The sequence below is a fragment of the Paragemmobacter kunshanensis genome (genome assembly GCF_011059185.1).
Lineage (GTDB): Bacteria > Pseudomonadota > Alphaproteobacteria > Rhodobacterales > Rhodobacteraceae > Paragemmobacter > Paragemmobacter kunshanensis.
This window is the reverse complement of record NZ_JAALFE010000013.1, coordinates 64,992-79,991: the sequence shown is the minus strand read 5'-3', so window position 1 is coordinate 79,991 and position 15,000 is coordinate 64,992. Positions and strand designations below refer to the sequence as shown.

At 67.1% G+C, this 15,000-nt stretch carries 14 protein-coding genes; 10 read left to right on the top strand and 4 right to left on the bottom strand.

What is annotated here, in order from left to right; genetic code table 11:
* Nucleotides 1–16: 16 nt before the first annotated feature.
* Nucleotides 17–1,132, top strand: a complete 1,116-nt coding sequence (locus G5V65_RS13795; RefSeq protein ID WP_165051117.1) for a PQQ-dependent sugar dehydrogenase — start codon at nt 17–19, stop codon at nt 1,130–1,132.
* On the opposite strand, the gene G5V65_RS13790 is transcribed toward G5V65_RS13795, so the two are convergent.
* Both G5V65_RS13790 and G5V65_RS13785 read right to left on the bottom strand, forming a co-directional pair.
* Nucleotides 1,121–2,449, bottom strand: a complete 1,329-nt coding sequence (locus G5V65_RS13790) for a flavin monoamine oxidase family protein (RefSeq protein WP_241250571.1) — start codon at nt 2,447–2,449, stop codon at nt 1,121–1,123. The genes G5V65_RS13795 and G5V65_RS13790 overlap by 12 nt on opposite strands.
* Before the next feature lie 41 nt (nt 2,450–2,490).
* Nucleotides 2,491–3,507, bottom strand: coding sequence for a GlxA family transcriptional regulator (locus G5V65_RS13785; RefSeq protein ID WP_165051114.1), 1,017 nt, complete (start codon nt 3,505–3,507; stop codon nt 2,491–2,493).
* 161 nt (nt 3,508–3,668) lie between these two features.
* Between G5V65_RS13785 and G5V65_RS13780 the strand changes: the two genes are divergently transcribed.
* The gene (locus G5V65_RS13780; protein WP_165051112.1) at nt 3,669–5,039 is read left to right on the top strand and encodes a class II 3-deoxy-7-phosphoheptulonate synthase; all 1,371 of its coding nucleotides are present in this window, start codon (nt 3,669–3,671) and stop codon (nt 5,037–5,039) included.
* Nucleotides 5,040–5,106: 67 nt separating this feature from the next.
* Here G5V65_RS13780 and G5V65_RS13775 read toward each other — a convergent pair whose 3' ends face one another.
* A complete protein-coding gene (locus G5V65_RS13775; RefSeq protein WP_165051110.1) occupies nt 5,107–5,712 on the bottom strand; it encodes a PAS domain-containing protein in 606 nt (201 codons plus the stop codon).
* Nucleotides 5,713–5,907: 195 nt separating this feature from the next.
* Here G5V65_RS13775 and G5V65_RS13770 point away from each other — a divergent pair, with 195 nt between their 5' ends.
* The 8 genes from G5V65_RS13770 to iolB all read left to right on the top strand — a co-directional run bounded on the left by G5V65_RS13770 (nt 5,908) and on the right by iolB (nt 14,588).
* The gene (locus G5V65_RS13770; protein ID WP_165051108.1) at nt 5,908–6,804 is read left to right on the top strand and encodes a YicC/YloC family endoribonuclease; all 897 of its coding nucleotides are present in this window, start codon (nt 5,908–5,910) and stop codon (nt 6,802–6,804) included.
* 2 nt (nt 6,805–6,806) lie between these two features.
* Nucleotides 6,807–7,442: a guanylate kinase gene (gene gmk / locus G5V65_RS13765; RefSeq protein ID WP_165051240.1), complete on the top strand. Its 636-nt coding sequence runs from the start codon at nt 6,807–6,809 to the stop codon at nt 7,440–7,442.
* Nucleotides 7,439–7,957 carry a gamma carbonic anhydrase family protein gene (locus G5V65_RS13760; RefSeq protein ID WP_165051106.1) on the top strand — a complete coding sequence of 173 codons (519 nt, stop codon included), beginning with the start codon at nt 7,439–7,441 and terminating at the stop codon, nt 7,955–7,957. Before gmk ends, G5V65_RS13760 begins: the two co-directional genes overlap by 4 nt.
* A 184-nt stretch (nt 7,958–8,141) precedes the next feature.
* Nucleotides 8,142–8,945, top strand: coding sequence for a MurR/RpiR family transcriptional regulator (locus tag G5V65_RS13755; protein ID WP_165051104.1), 804 nt, complete (start codon nt 8,142–8,144; stop codon nt 8,943–8,945).
* Nucleotides 8,946–9,043: 98 nt separating this feature from the next.
* Nucleotides 9,044–10,963: a bifunctional 5-dehydro-2-deoxygluconokinase/5-dehydro-2-deoxyphosphogluconate aldolase gene (locus G5V65_RS13750; RefSeq protein ID WP_165051101.1), complete on the top strand. Its 1,920-nt coding sequence runs from the start codon at nt 9,044–9,046 to the stop codon at nt 10,961–10,963.
* Complete coding sequence (iolD, locus tag G5V65_RS13745; protein ID WP_165051099.1) at nt 10,960–12,789, top strand: 3D-(3,5/4)-trihydroxycyclohexane-1,2-dione acylhydrolase (decyclizing); 1,830 nt, start codon at nt 10,960–10,962, stop codon at nt 12,787–12,789. The genes G5V65_RS13750 and iolD overlap by 4 nt, the downstream gene beginning before the upstream one ends.
* Nucleotides 12,790–12,803: 14 nt before the next feature.
* Nucleotides 12,804–13,700, top strand: coding sequence for a myo-inosose-2 dehydratase (gene iolE / locus G5V65_RS13740; RefSeq protein ID WP_165051097.1), 897 nt, complete (start codon nt 12,804–12,806; stop codon nt 13,698–13,700).
* 66 nt (nt 13,701–13,766) lie between these two features.
* Nucleotides 13,767–14,588 (top strand): 5-deoxy-glucuronate isomerase, encoded by an 822-nt coding sequence (iolB, locus tag G5V65_RS13735; protein ID WP_165051095.1) that lies wholly within the window; start codon nt 13,767–13,769, stop codon nt 14,586–14,588.
* On the opposite strand, the gene G5V65_RS13730 is transcribed toward iolB, so the two are convergent.
* A complete protein-coding gene (locus G5V65_RS13730) occupies nt 14,578–14,985 on the bottom strand; it encodes a hypothetical protein (RefSeq protein WP_165051093.1) in 408 nt (135 codons plus the stop codon). The two genes, iolB and G5V65_RS13730, sit on opposite strands and share 11 nt — an antisense overlap.
* Nucleotides 14,986–15,000 lie beyond the last annotated feature (15 nt).

Here is a 15,000-nt window from a genome sequence, read left to right as displayed (position 1 = left end):
CGCCCTGATGCCGAAGATGCCCCTTCCGCCGCTTCGCGCCGCCCTTTGCGCGGCGTTGCTTGCGCCGGCGCAGGGCGCGCTGGCCGAAACCCTTGCCTCCTCAACCGGGCCATTGAAGGTGGAGCCGGTCATCACCGGGCTGGAAGAGCCCTGGGCGCTGGATTTCCTGCCCGACGGGGCGGTTCTGATCACCGAACGCGACGGGCGGCTTTTGCGGGCCGAGGGCGGCGTGGTTGCGGAAATCGCGGGCGGGCCTGCGGTTCTGGCGCAGGGGCAGGGCGGGCTGCTTGATGTCATGGTGCCGCGCGATTTCGCGCAAAGCCGCGAGATCTGGCTGAGCTATGCGATCCCGCTTGCGGGCGGGGCGGCCACGGCGGTGGGCAAGGGCGTGCTGTCGGCGGATGGCGCGCGGCTGGAGGGGTTCGCCACGCTCTATCACGGCGATGCGGCACGGGGCGGGCGGCATTTCGGATCGCGGCTTGTCGAGGCGGGCGATGGCACGGTCTTCCTGACGACCGGGGATCGCGGCACGGGGCCCGAGGGGATGGAGGCGCAGGATCCCGCGCGGGTGGAGGGGAAGGTCATCCACCTGAACCGCGACGGCAGCCCCGCGACCAGCCTGCCGGGGCATCGGCCCGGGGTCTATTCGCTGGGCCATCGCAACGCGCAGGGGGCGGCGCTGGGGCCGGACGGGGCGCTGTGGCTGGTGGAGCATGGCGCGCAGGGCGGGGATGAGGTGAACCGCGTCGAAGCGGGGCGCAACTATGGCTGGCCCGTCATCTCATATGGCGAGGATTATGGCGGCGGCCGCATCGGCGAGGGCGTCTCGCGCGACGGGATGGAACAGCCGCTGCATTACTGGGATCCCTCCATCGCGCCTTCGGGGATGATCTTCTATCAGGGCGATCTCTTCCCCGCATGGAAGGGGGATATCCTGACCGGCTCGCTGAACAGCGATTTCATCAGCCGCCTTGATCCCGAGGCAGGCTTTGCGGAAGAGCGTATCGCGGGCGATCAGACAGGCCGCGTGCGCGACATCGTCGAGGCGCCGGACGGGGCGATCTGGTTCCTGTCGGTGACCGATGGCGCGGCCTATCGCATCACGCCGGGGGAGGATGCCTCATCCGGCTAGGGCCTGCGCGGCGGCAAGGCCGGACAGCCAGGCCCCATGCACGGTCGAGGGGTGATCGGGCGAGGCGGCCTCGCCCGCGAAGGCCAGCCTGCCGTCCCAGTCCAGCCCGGCCAGCGCGCGGCGTGTGTCGGCCCCGGTCCCCGGCGGGTGGAAGGAATAGCTGCCGCGTGCTGCCGGATCGGCGCGCCAGCGGCTGACCTGTGCCGCGATGGGGGCGGGAAAGCGGCTGCCGAACATGGCTTTCAGGGCGTCATGGGCCGAACCGAGGGTGGTGGCGTCATCCCATGCCTCTGCCTCATCGGCCCTTGGGCCTGCATTGAAGGCCAGAAGCAGCGGCGCGGGCGCGGCTGCCGAGGGGTTCACCCATTCGGGCCACAGGTCTGCGGGCGGGCCAAGGTTCAGGATCCAGTCGGCCCGCGGCACCGGGGGCGGCGCGTCGAAGCGCAGCCAGCATTTGTTCAGAAGCCCCATGCCGAGGCTTTCGATGGCGCTCTGGCGCGCGGGGGAAAGGGGCGGATCGAAGGCGATATCGCCCGATTGCAGCACGCCAAGGGGCAGGGTGCAGACCATGGCATCGGCCCCGGCCTCTGATCCATCGGCAAAGGTCAGGCGAAGGCCGTCGCGCGCGGCCCTGACCGCCGTCAGCCTTGCCCCGAGGCGGATATCAAGGCCGCGCGCCGCGTGATGCGCCAGCTGGTCATAGCCCTGCGGGAACAGCGCGTCGCCACCGCCAAAGCCTTCGGCCTCGTCATAGGACCGCGCCGAAAGCTCGCCCCAATCGGCCCCGTATTCATGTTCCACCATGCGGTGGACGGCGGCGCGGAAGGCGTCGCGTTCCGCCGCCGTCATGCGGCCCCAGCGCGGCAGCGCCGCGACCGCCGCGCGCAGCGAGAGGTCCGCATCGGCCTTCCATGCCTGCGCCTGCGCTTTCTCCAGCATCCCCCAGGGTTCGGCGGGGTAGGGCCGTTCCCGGCCCGCCCCGAAGGCGGCGGCGCTTTCGTAATCGGTGGGATGCAGCGCCGCCCCCGCCTCGCGCGCCAGCGCTGTCAGCGGGTTGCCCGTCAGCCCGTGGATCCAGCTTGCGCCCATGTCCACCGGCAGGCCGGGCCAGGAGCGATCCGTCCAGATGCGGCCCCCGATCCTGTCGCGCGCCTCGAATATGGTGACATCGGCCCCGGCCTGTGCCAGGGCCCGCGCGGCGGCAAGGCCCGCCATGCCCGCGCCGATGACGGCCACCCGCCGCCCGCCTGCCGCCCCTGCCGCCATGCCCATGGGCGCCATTGCCAGAATACCCATCACGCCGCGCCGCCCGATCATGGCCCGCGCCCCCCCACCCGTTACTGCACCGTCACCGGCTGTCAGATCGACAGCCGCACCCCTGTTCCGCCGCCCTGCGTGCCGCGTTCGCGATAGGGCGTGGTATTGTAATGCGCGCGGTAGCATTTGGAGAAATGCGAGGGCGAGGCAAAGCCGCAGGCCAGGGCCACGTTGATCACGCTCATATCCGTCTGCATCAGCAGGTTGCGCGCCTTCTGCAGGCGCAGTTCCATGTAATAGCGCTTGGGCGAGCGGTTCAGGTAACGGCGGAACAGCCGTTCCAGCTGGCGGGTGGACATGCCCACTTCCTCGGCCAGGTCGGCGGGCGACATCGGATCCTCGATATTGCCTTCCATCATCTGGATGACCTGGCTCAGCTTCGGATGGCGCACGCCGATCCGGGTGGGGATCGACAGGCGCTGCGTGTCCTGATCGGTGCGGATGGTGGAATAGATCAGCTGATCGGCCACGGTATTGGCAAGATCCTCGCCATGGTCAGAGGCGATGACCTTGAGCATGAGGTCGATCGAAGAGGTGCCGCCCGCCGTGGACCAGCGGTTGCCATCCATCACGAAGACCGATTTCGTCAGCTTGACCTCTTCGAATTCCTCAAGGAAACCGTCCTGGTTTTCCCAGTGGATCGTGGCCTTCTTGCCATCCAGCAGCCCCGCCTTGGCCAGGGCATGCGCCCCGGTGCAAAGCCCGCCCATGGTGACGCCGCGCCGCGCCTCGCGCCGCAGCCAGTTCAGCACGCCGCGCGTGGTGGCCTTCTGCACATCCACCCCGCCGCAGACGAGAAGCGTATCCTCGCGCTCGATCTCATCGAGACCCATGTCCAGCTTGAACGAGGCCCCGTTGGAACAGGTGGCCATGTCGCCCCCTTCGCCGGCCAGCTTCCAGACATAGAGCGTCTGCCCCGAAACCCGGTTGGCGATGCGCAGCGGTTCGATCGCGCTGGCGAAGGAAAGCATGGTGAACCGGTCCAGCAGCAGGAAGACGAACCGCCGGGGTTCGGTGACCTTGGCCATCTGCTGGGCCTTCTTCGGGGGGGTGGGCATCTGAGCGACCTGAAAGTGTCGGTATTCGGCGCGCAGCCAAACATCAATCGCCCGCAGGTGCAAGGCCATTCCCGACATGGATCAGGCCAGTTTCTTCCTTTGCATATGCCGCCTGCTTTCCTTATACCCGCCCCCGTTACCGCAAACTTCGGAGAAGACCCATGACCAAGGGCTGGATGAAATCGGATTGGCGCGCAAAGCCGCGGATCCAGATGCCCGATTACCCGGATCAGGCCGCGCTGAACGCCGTCGAGGCGCAGCTTGCCAAATATCCGCCGCTGGTCTTTGCGGGCGAGGCGCGCAAGCTGAAGAAGCAGCTTGCCCTGGCGGCGGAAGGAAAGGCCTTCCTGCTGCAGGGCGGGGATTGCGCCGAAAGCTTCGCCGAATTCAGCGCCGACAACATCCGCGACACCTTCCGCGTGATGCTGCAGATGGCGGTGGTGCTGACCTATGGCGCCAAGGTGCCGGTGATCAAGGTGGGCCGCATGGCGGGGCAATTCGCCAAGCCGCGCTCTGCCCCGACCGAAGTGATCAACGGGGTGGAGATGCCGTCCTACAAGGGCGACATCATCAACGGCTTCGATCCCACGCCCGAGGCGCGCATCGCCGATCCGGGCCGGATGCTGCAGGCCTATACGCAGGCGGCGGCCAGCCTGAACCTGCTGCGCGCCTTCTCCACGGGCGGTTTCGCCGATATCCACCGCGTCCATTCCTGGACGCTGGGCTTTGCCGAACATGACAAGGCCGAACGCTATCGCGAGCTTTCCAACCGCATTTCCGACGCGCTGGATTTCATGAATGCGGCGGGGGTGAATTCGGACACGGCCAACGAACTGAGCCGCGTCGATTTCTACACCAGCCACGAGGCGCTGCTTCTGGAATACGAAGAGGCGCTCTGCCGCATCGATTCCATCACCGGCCAGCCGGTGGCGGGCTCGGGCCACATGATCTGGATCGGCGACCGCACGCGCCAGCCGGATGGCGCGCATGTGGAATTCTGCCGCGGCGTGCTGAACCCGATCGGGCTGAAATGCGGGCCTTCGACCACGGCCGAGGATCTGAAGGTGCTGATGGCCAAGCTGAACCCCGGCAACGAGGCCGGGCGTCTGACGCTGATCGCGCGCTTTGGCGCGGGCAAGGTGGGCGAACATCTGCCGCGCCTGATCAAGGCCGTGCGCGAGGAAGGCGCGAATGTCGTCTGGTCCTGCGATCCGATGCATGGCAACACGATCAAGTCGTCGACCGGCTACAAGACGCGGCCCTTCGACAGCGTCCTGCGCGAGGTGCGCGAATTCTTCGCCATCCACAAGGCGGAAGGCACGATCCCCGGCGGCGTGCATTTCGAGATGACGGGCAAGGATGTGACCGAATGCACCGGCGGCCTGCGCGCCGTGACGGATGAGGATCTGTCGGATCGCTATCACACCGCCTGCGACCCGCGGCTGAATGCCAGCCAGTCGCTGGAACTGGCCTTCCTCGTAGCCGAGGAACTGACCGCGCTGCGCGAAGCCGGGCGGCGCATCGCGCTCTGACAGGCGCGGCCTGCACGGGCCTTCCGGACATCAGAAGGGGGCGATCCGCCGGATCGCCCCCTTCTCATCAGCCCCGCGACCAGACCAGAACAGGCGGCGGACCGCCCTCGACCGGCGGGGCGCGGGCGGCCTCGCCTGCGGGCAGGTCCAGGGTTTCGCCCAGCACGCGTTCGATGCGAAAGCGGCGTGGCGGCAGGAGGGCCGGGCCGTCCAGATCAAGGCTGCCGATCAGGGTGATCCCTTCCGATCCGCAACCCGCCAGCGGCAGCAGCATCAGCCGCGCCGTCAGCGGTGGGCGCGTCAGGCCGCGTTCGGAATGCAGCGCCATGCTCAGCGCGCGCTGGCCGGCAAAGGCCGGCTCCAGCGCGGCCAGAAGATCGGCCCGCGCGCCGGTCTCGAACAGGGCGGAAAGCGGGCGGCCGGTCAGATCCTGCCCATGCACCGCATTCACCGCCATGCCCGCATAGCGCAGAAGCACCGCCCCGTCGGGCCGCCGTTCCACCATGAGCGCGTGGTCCAGCATCGCCGCCAGCGCCCGCGGGGTGATCTGGTCGCGGCGGGGCAGGGCAGGGCCGCGCCGCAGCCCCTGCCAGTGGCGGCGCAGCAGCGCCGAGGGCGCGCCATGGGAGGCATCCCCGCGCATGCCCTGCTGCCCTGTCCGTCCGCTTGCCATCGGTCCTTGCCTTCCGCTCGGGCGGGGCAGGTGGCCGCCGCCGGTTGTGGGGAGTGATCCCCTCTGTTACGCCCAGTAACGGTTGCCGGGCCGCCCCGGTTAGCCGTCATGGCCGATTGTAGGGCAGATGCGCGGCAATTTGGCGGAAAGGTGAACAGAAGGTTAATCGCGCCACCGCTGGCGCAGGAGGCAGGAATGACCGTTTCGATGACCGGCTTCGCCGCCCGCAAGGGGCAGGCTGCGGGCCATGGCTGGCTGTGGGATCTGCGGTCCGTCAATGGCAAGGGGCTGGATCTGCGCCTGCGCGTGCCGGACTGGATCGACGGGCTGGAAGCCGCGCTGCGCGCCGAGCTGGGCCGGGCGCTGGGGCGGGGGAATGTGTCCTTGTCGCTGAAGGTGGCGCGCGAGGAGGGCGCGGCCGAGGCCGCGCTGCGCGTCAACCCCGCCACGCTGCAGGCGGTGCTGCGGGCGCTGGCCGAGGTGGAAGAGGCGGCGATGGGCGCGGGCGTGACGCTGGCCCAGGCCACCGCCGCCGATGTGCTGGGCGTGCGCGGGGTGCTGGATCAGGGCGTGACGGACGAGGATACCGCCCCCCTGCGCGCGGCGATCCTGGCCGACCTGCCCGCGCTGCTGGCCGATTTCAACGCCATGCGCGCCGCCGAAGGCGCGGCGCTGCAGGCGGTGATCGCCGCGCAACTGGACCGGATCGAGACGCTCACCCGCGCCGCGACGGCCGAGGCCGAGGCCCGCCGCGAGGCCGCCGCCACCGCCCTGAAGGACGCGCTGGCCAAGGTCATCGCCAATGCCGATGGCGTGGACGAGGCGCGGCTGACGCAGGAACTGGCGCTGATCGCGGTTAAGAACGACGTGACCGAGGAACTGGACCGCCTGACCGCCCATGTCGCAGCCGCCCGCGCCCTGCTGGCCGAAACAGGCCCGGTGGGGCGCAAGTTCGATTTCCTGATGCAGGAATTCATGCGCGAGGCGAACACGCTCTGTTCCAAGGCGCAGGCGCTGGCGCTGACGCGCATCGGGCTTGACCTGAAAACGGTCATAGATCAGATGCGCGAACAGGTTCAGAACGTGGAATGACCATGGCGCGCAAGGGGCTTCTGCTTATCCTTTCCTCTCCCTCCGGGGCGGGGAAATCCACGCTGACGCGGATGCTGATGGGCTGGGATCCGACCATGCGCTTTTCCGTTTCGGCCACCACCCGCGCGCCGCGCCCGGGCGAGACGGACGGGCGGGAATATTTCTTCCGGTCGCGGGCCGAGTTCGAGGCGATGGTGGATCAGGGCCAGATGCTGGAACATGCCGAAGTCTTCGGGAATTTCTACGGCACCCCGCGCGGCCCGGTGGAAGAGAACATGCGCGCGGGCTGCGACACGGTCTTCGACATCGACTGGCAGGGCGGCCAGCAGATCCGCAATTCGGCGCTGGGGCGGGATGTGGTTTCGGTCTTCGTGCTGCCGCCCTCGATCGCGGAACTGGATCGCCGCCTGCGGTCGCGCGGGCAGGACAGCGATGAGGTGATCGCCGGCCGCATGGCGAAAAGCCGCGACGAGATCAGCCATTGGGCGGAATATGACTATGTGCTGGTGAACGAGGATCTCGACACCACCTTCGCGCGCCTGAAGACGATCCTTGAAAGCGAACGCCTGCGCCGCGACCGCCAGCCCGGGCTGGCCGATTTCGTGCGCGGCCTGAACCGGGAGTTCGAGGCGCGATGATCTATTCGCTCGACGGGGTGGAACCGCAGATCGACCCTTCGGCATGGGTCGCGCCCGATGCCAACCTGATCGGCCGCGTGGTGCTGGAGGCGGGCGCCTCGGTCTGGTTCGGCGCGACGCTGCGCGGGGATAACGAGGAAATCCGGGTGGGGGCGGGGTCCAACGTGCAGGAGGCCTGCGTGCTGCATACCGACATGGGCTATCCGCTGGTGATCGGGGCGGATTGCACCATCGGCCACAGGGCGATGCTGCATGGCTGCGTGATCGGGGATGGCACGCTGATCGGGATGGGCGCAACCATCCTGAACGGAGCAAGGATCGGGCGGGGCTGCCTGATCGGGGCCTGCGCGCTGATCACCGAAGGCAAGGAGATCCCCGATGGATCGCTGGTCATGGGCAGCCCGGGCAAGGTGATCCGCAGCCTGGACGAGGCAGCGCAGGCGCGGCTTTTGCAATCGGCGGCGGGCTATCGCGCCAATGCGCTGCGGTTCCGGGCGGGGTTGCGGGCGCTCTAGCGAAAAATGACGCATTTTTCGCGCCGATTTCTGACGCAGAAATCGGGCTCCGACCGGAGGGAGGCGGAATTTGCGTCAAATTCCGATGCGATTTCTGCGTCAGAAATCGCCTTTCCCGCCGTTCCATAAATGGTTGGAATATTCGTTCCACGCTGCTAGCCTCCGCGCAAAGACGAGGGAACGCATGTCCGCACCGGCCAGTATCGAGGAATTCCGCAACCGCCTGGCCGACTTGTCCGAAGGCCTGCCCAAGCGGTTGCGCCAATGCGCCGATTACATCGCCGCCAATACCGACCGCATCGCCGTCTCGACGGTGGCGGAACTGGCGGCGGGGGCCGATGTGCCGCCATCCGCCCTGATGCGGTTCTGTCAGATCATCGGCTTTTCCGGCTTTTCCGAAATGCAGCGCCTGTTCCGCGAGGCCTATAGCCCCGGCTGGCCGGACTATTCGACCCGGCTCAGAAACCTCAAGGACAATGGTGCCGGGAGCCCCGCCGCCCTTCTGGCGGAATTCGTGGAGGCGGGCCGCCTGTCGCTGGAACAACTGGCCAAATCGGCGGATGAGGCGGCGCTGTCGCAGGCGGTGGCACAGCTTGCGGGGGCCGGGACGCTGCATGTGGTGGGCCTGCGCCGCGCCTATCCGGTGGCCAGCTACCTGACCTATGTCTTCGAAAAGATGCAGGTGCCCGCCATGCTGCATGACGGGGCGGGCAAGCTGGACCATCGCCACGCCATGCGCCCGGGCGATGCCTGCATCGCCATCACCTTTGCCCCCTATTCCGACGAAACCCTTGCCCTGGCGGGCGACGCGCAGGCGCGGGGATTGCCGGTCATCGGCATCACCGACCGGCTGACCAGCCCGCTGGCAAAGCTGTCCTCTCCCGTCCTGACCGTGCCGGAAGTGGACTTCGGCGCCTTCCGCTCGCTCTCGGCGACGCTGGCGCTGTCCATCGCGCTGGCGGTGGCCGTGGGATCGGCGCGGGGCTGAAGAAATCCCTTTCCCTTTGCGCGGGTTTGGAATAAAAATTCCAAAATCAGCAAAGGACCGAATCCCTGCGCCATGCGGGGCTTCGGCAAGGAGGAACGGTGTCCCAGCCAGCACGCGCCCTTGATGTCATCACCATTGGAAGATCCTCGGTCGATCTTTACGGCGCGCAGGTGGGCGGGCGGCTGGAGGATATGGGGTCGTTCCAGAAATACATCGGCGGCAGCCCCACCAACATGGCGGCGGGCACGGCGCGGCTGGGCCTGCGCTCGGCCCTGATCACGCGGGTGGGCGACGAACATATGGGCCGTTTCATCCGCGAGGAGCTGGCGCGGGAAGGCGTGGACGTGCGGGGCGTCAAGACCGATCCGGAACGGCTGACCGCGCTGGTCCTGCTGGGCATCCGGGACGAGACGCAGTTTCCCCTGATCTTCTACCGCGAGAATTGCGCCGACATGGCGCTGTGCGAGGCCGATATCGACGAAGGTTTCATCGCAGAGGCGCGATCCGTCGTCGCGACAGGCACGCATCTGTCGCATCCGCGCACCGAGGCGGCGGTGATCAAGGCGCTGGCCCTGGCGCGCAAGCACGGGCTGCAGACGGCGCTGGACATCGACTATCGCCCGAACCTCTGGGGGTTGGCGGGGCATGGCGCGGGGGAAAGCCGCTTCATCGAAAGCGCCGCCGTCACGGCCAAGCTGCAATCGACGCTGCATTACTTCGATCTGATCGTGGGGACCGAAGAGGAATTCCACATCGCGGGCGGCACGACCGATACCATCGCCGCGCTGCGGGCGGTGCGGAAGGTGTCGAAGGCGACGCTGGTGTGCAAGCGGGGGCCGATGGGGGCGGTGGCCTTCACCGGCGCCATTCCCGACAGCTTGGACGAAGGCGAAAGCGGGCCGGGTTTCCCGATCGAGGTGTTCAACGTGCTGGGCGCGGGGGATGGGTTCATGTCGGGCCTGCTGAAAGGCTGGCTGGATGGCGAGCCTTGGCCGGTGGCCTTGAAATACGCCAATGCCTGCGGGGCCTTTGCCGTGTCGCGGCATGGCTGCACACCCGCCTATCCGTCTTGGGAAGAACTCCAGTTCTTCCTGAAGCGCGGCGTCGTCGAAAAGGCGCTGCGCAAGGATGCGGCGCTGGAACAGGTGCATTGGGCCACGAACCGGCACAGGGACCTGTCCACGATGCGGGTCTTTGCCTTTGACCACCGCATGCAGCTGGAGGCGATGGAGGGTGCGACGCCCGCGAAGATCGGTGCCTTCAAGGAGTTGTGCCTGAAGGCCGCGCTGACGGTGGCCGATGGCCAGCCGGGGCATGGCATCCTCTGCGATGCGCGCCTGGGTCGCCAGGCGCTTTACGCGGCCGCCGGAACGGGGCTGTGGATCGGGCGGCCCGTCGAATGGCCGGGATCGCGGCCCCTGACGCTGGAGCCCGAGCTTGGCCCCGATTTCGGGGGCCTGCAGGAATGGCCGCTGGAACATGTCGTCAAGGTGCTGTGCTTCTATCACCCCGATGACGATGCCGCGACCAAGGCAAGGCAGGAGGAAACCGTCCTCCGCCTGTTCCATGCCTGCCGCCGCAACCGGCTGGAGATGCTCTTGGAAATCATTCCGTCCAAGGTCGGCCCGGTGGACGACATGACTTCGGCAAAAGTCATTGAACGGTTCTATGACCTTGGCGTCTACCCGGATTGGTGGAAGCTGGAACCCTTTGCCACCGATGCCGCCTGGGCCAATGCCTGCGCTGCGATCACGGCGCGCGACAGCCATGTGCGCGGGATCGTGGTCCTCGGCCTGGATGCGCCCGAGGATCAGCTTGCGGCATCGCTGGCGCTTGCCGCGCGGCATGATCTGGTGAAGGGTTTCGCCGTGGGACGCACGATCTTTGCCGATGCCGCGCGCGGCTGGCTGGCCGGGGAATTGAGCGATGGGGCCGCCGTCGCGATGATGGTTGAACGATACAGCCGCCTTTGCACCATCTGGGACAAGGCGCGCGCCAAGGGGGAGATTGCCGCATGAACACGATCCGACTGACCGCCGCGCAGGCGATGGTGCGCTGGCTTGCCAACCAGCAGGCCGAGGATGGGACGCGCTTCATCGAAGGCATCTGGGCGATCTTTGGCCACGGCAATGTGGCGGGGCTGGGCGAGGCGCTGCAGGGCGCGCGCGACGTGTTCCCCACATGGCGGGGGCATAACGAACAGACGATGGCGCATACGGCGATTGCCTATGCCAAGGCGTCCAAACGGCGGAAGGCGATGGCGGTGACCACCTCCATCGGGCCGGGGGCGACCAATGTGGTGACGGCGGCAGCGCTGGCCTATGTGAACCGCCTGCCCGTGCTGATCATTCCGGGCGATGTCTTTGCCAACCGCGCGCCGGACCCGGTGCTGCAACAGGTGGAGGATTTCGCGGATGGCACGGTTTCGGCGAATGACTGCTTCCGCCCCGTTTCACGCTATTTCGACCGCATCACGCGGCCGGAACACATCATCACCGCGCTGCCGCGCGCGCTGCGAGTGATGACGGACCCCGCGGAATGCGGCCCCGTGACGCTGGCCTTCTGTCAGGACGTGCAGGCGGAGGCCTATGATTACCCGGAGTCCTTCTTCACCCCGAAGGTCTGGCGCATCCGGCGGCCGGAGCCGGATCAGGCGGAGCTTGCGGCGGCCGTTGCCGCGATCAAGGCGGCGAAGAACCCGGTGATCGTGGCAGGCGGCGGCGTGATCTATTCCGGGGCAGAGGCGGCGCTGTCGGCCTTTGCGGCGGAGCATGGGGTTCCCGTCGTGGAGACGCAGGCGGGCAAATCCGCACTGGCGCATGACGAGGCGATGAATTTCGGGCCTGTCGGCGTGACGGGCGCATCCTCGGCCAACATCGTCTGCGAAGGCGCCGATCTGGTGATCGGCCTTGGCACACGGTTCCAGGATTTCACCACGGGGTCCTGGTCGCTGTTCAAGAACCCGGCGCGGAAGATATTGGCGATCAATGTGCAGGCCTATGATGCGGGCAAGCATGGCGCGATCAGCCTTGTGGCCGATGCGAAGGTGGCGCTGGAACGGCTGGGTCCGGCGCTGAAGGGGGTTAAGTTCTCCGCGCCGGATGCCAAGCTGAAGGCGGATTGGGCGGCGGCAAAGGCGGCGGTGAAGGCCGCGCCTGCGGCAGGCAACGAATTGCCGACCGACATGCAGGTCGTGGGGGCGGTGCAGCGTGCCTCGGGCCCGGCGACCATCGTGATGGGGGCAGCAGGCACGATGCCGGGGGAGTTGCACAAGATCTGGGATGCCGCGCAGGGCGGGTATCACATGGAATACGGCTTTTCCTGCATGGGGTATGAGATTGCGGGGGCGCTGGGGATCAAGATGGCGCGGCCCGATGCGGATGTGGTCTGCATGGTGGGTGATGGCAGCTACATGATGGCCAATAGCGAGCTTGCGACCGCCGTGATGATGGGCGTGCCCTTCACCGTGGTGATCACCGACAACCGCGGCTATGGCTGCATCAACCGCCTGCAGAAGCACACGGGCGGCGCGCCGTTCAACAACCTGCTGGATGACAGCTATCACGTGAACCCGTCGGCCATCGACTTCGTGTCGCACGCGGCCAGCATGGGGGCGCGGGCGGTGAAGGCGGGGTCGGTGGCGGAGCTGGAGGCGAAGATCACCGCGATGCGCGGGGGGCAGGTGCCTTCGGTCATCGTGATCGACACCGATCCGATGCCTTCCACCGCCGCAGGCGGGACGTGGTGGGAAGTGGGCGTCCCCGAAGTCTCCACCCGGGCCGAGGTGCGCGCGGCGCGCGAGAAATTCGAAACTGCAAAAGAAAAACAGCGGCTTGCCGACTGAAGTCGAGAAAGAACATGATCCTTTTCGGAACCAATCCCATCGCCTGGGCGAATGACGACGACCGCACGATCGGGGCCAATATCCCCACCGCGCGCATCCTGGACGAAGCCGGTCGCCAGATCGGCTTTGACGGAATAGAGAATGGCCACCGCTGGCCGGACGACCCCGAGGAATTGCGCGCCCTTCTCGGCTCTTACGGGCTGAAGTTCATCTCCGGCTGGTATTCGACCGAGTTGCTGGTCCGGTCGGTGGAGGATGAGATCGCCGCCTGCCAGCCCCATCTGGCGAAGCTGAAGCACAATGGCTGCCGCGTGATGATCGTCTGCGAAACGTCGAACGCCATCCATGGCGATGCGGGCCGCGCGGTGAATGATCGTCCGACGCTTTCTGCCAGTGAAATGAAAGACTTCGGCGCGAAAATTGAAGCTTTCGCCGCCTATCTGGCGGGGCAGGGCATCACGCTGGTCTATCACCACCACATGGGCACCATCGTCGAAAGTCCCGAGGATATCGACGCCTTCATGGCGGCCACCGGGCCTCATACGCATCTGCTGTTCGATGCCGGGCATTGCGCCTTTGGCGGCGGCGATCCCGTGGCGGTGCTGACAAGGCATGTCGCCCGGGTGCGGCACTTCCATGCCAAGAACATCCGCCCCGCCGTGGTGGAGAAGGTGCGCAAGGAGGGTTGGTCCTTCCTGAAGGGCGTGGTCGAGGGCGCCTTTACCGTGCCGGGCGATCAGGAGGGCGGCGTGGATTTCGGGCCACTGCTGAAGATCCTGGCAGGCGCGGGCTATGACGGCTGGATCGTGATCGAGGCGGAACAGAACCCGGATGTGAGGAACCCGCTGCTCTATCAGACGCTGGGCCTTGCGACGTTGAAGCGGCTTTCAAAGGAAGCCGGTCTGATCTGACGACGCGGCGGACCGGGGGTTTTGCACCCCCGGACCCCCGCAGGATATTTGGGAACAGATGAAACCATGGCTGATCTTCTGCGCAAACCGACCGGGACCAATGGCAAGGTGCACGACATCACCCCCGAAAGCGCGGGCTGGGGCTATGTGGGCTTTGGCCTGTATCGCCTGACGGCGGGGCAGTCGGCGGCCGAGGCGACGGGGGATCGGGAAGCCATCCTCGTGCTGGTCGAGGGGAAGGCGCGGATCACGGCGGGCGGGCAGGATTTCGGCGAGATGGGGGACCGGATGAACGTCTTCGAACGCACACCGCCGCATTGCCTTTACGTGCCGAATGGCAGCGATTGGGCGGCTGTGGCCACGACTGACTGCGTCTTGGCCGTCTGCACCGCGCCGGGCAAGGGCAACCATCCGGTGCGGCGGCTTGGGCCCGAAGGGATCGAACTGACCCCGCGCGGGACGGGGGCCAATACGAGGTTCATCAACAATATCGCCATGGAGGCGCGCGAGGTGGCCGACAGCCTGCTGGTGACAGAGGTCTTCACCCCGGCAGGCAACTGGTCAAGCTATCCGAGCCATCGGCATGACGAGGATGATTTCCCCCGCATGACCTATCTGGAAGAGACCTATTACATGCGCCTGAACCCGGCGCAGGGCTTTGGCATCCAGCGCGTCTATACCGAGGATGGCAGCCTGGACGTGACCATGGCCGTGAAGGACCATGACGTGACGCTGGTGCCGAAGGGGCATCATCCCTGCGGCGCGCCCTATGGCTATGACCTGTATTACCTGAACGTCATGGCCGGGCCGCTGCGGAACTGGCGGTTCCAGAACGATCCCGATCACGACTGGATCTATCGGCGCGACAACCCCGAGCCTAAGGCTTGACCACCACCGAGACGCGCAGGCCCCCGGCCTGATTGCGGATCTCGCGTTCCACCATGCGCGGATTGGGCAGGTCGGGTGCCAGCACGACCAGCGTGCCGTCAAAGCCGAGGCTGCGCAGATGCCCGGCCACGACCAGCGCATCGTAATCCTCGGCGAAGAGGGGGCAGATCACCTTTTGCGCGCGGGTGCTGGCCAGAAGGGCCGCGTCGATCCGGGCGGGCGCATCGACGGCCACGCAATCGGGGGCGGCCGAGTCGAAGCCCAGGGCGATGGTGATGGCATCCGGCGCATCGGCCGCGGCCTCCTTTCGCGCGGGGCGTGCGGCACGTCGGCCCGGGGCGAGGGCCTGACCTGCCTTCGCCGGAGGCAAGCCCCGTTCCTGTCCACCCGTCTGCATGGGTCCTCCGCCTTG

Excerpts from the sequence above, each read along its gene's own strand:
- G5V65_RS13730 (WP_165051093.1), bottom strand. The coding sequence starts at position 14,985 with ATGCAGACGGGTGGACAGGAACGGGGCTTGCCTCCGGCGAAGGCAGGT.
- iolD (WP_165051099.1), top strand. The coding sequence starts at position 10,960 with ATGAACACGATCCGACTGACCGCCGCGCAGGCGATGGTGCGCTGGCTT.
- G5V65_RS13775 (WP_165051110.1), bottom strand. The coding sequence starts at position 5,712 with ATGGCAAGCGGACGGACAGGGCAGCAGGGCATGCGCGGGGATGCCTCC.
- G5V65_RS13760 (WP_165051106.1), top strand. The coding sequence starts at position 7,439 with ATGATCTATTCGCTCGACGGGGTGGAACCGCAGATCGACCCTTCGGCA.
- gmk (WP_165051240.1), top strand. The coding sequence starts at position 6,807 with ATGGCGCGCAAGGGGCTTCTGCTTATCCTTTCCTCTCCCTCCGGGGCG.
- G5V65_RS13780 (WP_165051112.1), top strand. The coding sequence starts at position 3,669 with ATGACCAAGGGCTGGATGAAATCGGATTGGCGCGCAAAGCCGCGGATC.
- G5V65_RS13790 (WP_241250571.1), bottom strand. The coding sequence starts at position 2,449 with ATGATCGGGCGGCGCGGCGTGATGGGTATTCTGGCAATGGCGCCCATG.
- G5V65_RS13785 (WP_165051114.1), bottom strand. The coding sequence starts at position 3,507 with ATGCCCACCCCCCCGAAGAAGGCCCAGCAGATGGCCAAGGTCACCGAA.
- G5V65_RS13755 (WP_165051104.1), top strand. The coding sequence starts at position 8,142 with ATGTCCGCACCGGCCAGTATCGAGGAATTCCGCAACCGCCTGGCCGAC.
- G5V65_RS13770 (WP_165051108.1), top strand. The coding sequence starts at position 5,908 with ATGACCGTTTCGATGACCGGCTTCGCCGCCCGCAAGGGGCAGGCTGCG.
- iolB (WP_165051095.1), top strand. The coding sequence starts at position 13,767 with ATGGCTGATCTTCTGCGCAAACCGACCGGGACCAATGGCAAGGTGCAC.
- iolE (WP_165051097.1), top strand. The coding sequence starts at position 12,804 with ATGATCCTTTTCGGAACCAATCCCATCGCCTGGGCGAATGACGACGAC.
- G5V65_RS13795 (WP_165051117.1), top strand. The coding sequence starts at position 17 with ATGCCCCTTCCGCCGCTTCGCGCCGCCCTTTGCGCGGCGTTGCTTGCG.